At 57.0% G+C, this 760-nt stretch carries 1 protein-coding gene and 1 pseudogene; both read left to right on the top strand.

The genetic code is table 11. From position 1 onward, the window contains the following. Positions 1-591: OmpA family protein (locus tag AU511_RS17020; protein ID WP_139829435.1), on the top strand; the 591-nt coding region annotated here is incomplete at its 5' end. Between the two features lie 4 nt (positions 592-595). Further along, positions 596-760: pseudogene (hcp, locus tag AU511_RS17015) on the top strand (type VI secretion system effector Hcp); the annotation flags it as partial.

Raw genomic sequence — 760 nt, 5'->3', positions numbered from 1 at the left:
GCCGATGGCGCGTTGCTGGATGACTGGCAGCGTCGCGGGGAGCCACTGCGTTATCGCCTGGGTCTGTATCAGGGGCTGCGTCTGGTTCTGCCCGTTGAGGCTGCCGTCAGTGACTGGGGCCCTCCGCCACCGCCTCCACCGGTTATTAAGAAAATTATTCAGGGCCCGAAAACCATTCGCCTCGACAGCATGTCTCTGTTCGATTCGGGCAAATCGTCGCTGAAAACCGGGTCCACCAAAATGCTGGTGAATTCTCTGGTCGGCGTTAAGGCGAAGCCGGGCTGGCTGATTGTCGTGTCCGGCCATACCGATAACACCGGTAACCCGAAGCTCAATCAGACGCTATCCCTGAAACGTGCTGAAGCGGTGCGTGACTGGATGCGTGATACCGGTGACGTACCGGAAAGCTGTTTTGCGGTGCAGGGCTATGGCGAAAGCCGCCCTATCGCAACTAACGACACCCCGGATGGGCGCGCGCTCAACCGACGTGTCGAAATCAGTCTGGTACCGCAGGCGAACGCCTGCCAGATACCGGGCCACACCCAGGCGTCATCGCAGGATGATGACGCATCACAACATAATGGAGAATAATTCCATGGCAATTCCTGTTTATCTTTGGCTGAAAGACGACGGCGGTGCGGACATTAAGGGTTCCGTAGACGTTAAAGACCGTGAAGGCAGCATCGAAGTTGTCGCTCAGGAGCATACCCTGTACATCCCGACCGATAACAATACCGGCAAACTGACCGGTACCCGTATT

This window comes from Lonsdalea iberica (assembly GCF_002111585.1).
Lineage (GTDB): Bacteria > Pseudomonadota > Gammaproteobacteria > Enterobacterales > Enterobacteriaceae > Lonsdalea > Lonsdalea iberica.
This window is presented reverse-complemented; position numbering and strand designations above follow the sequence as displayed.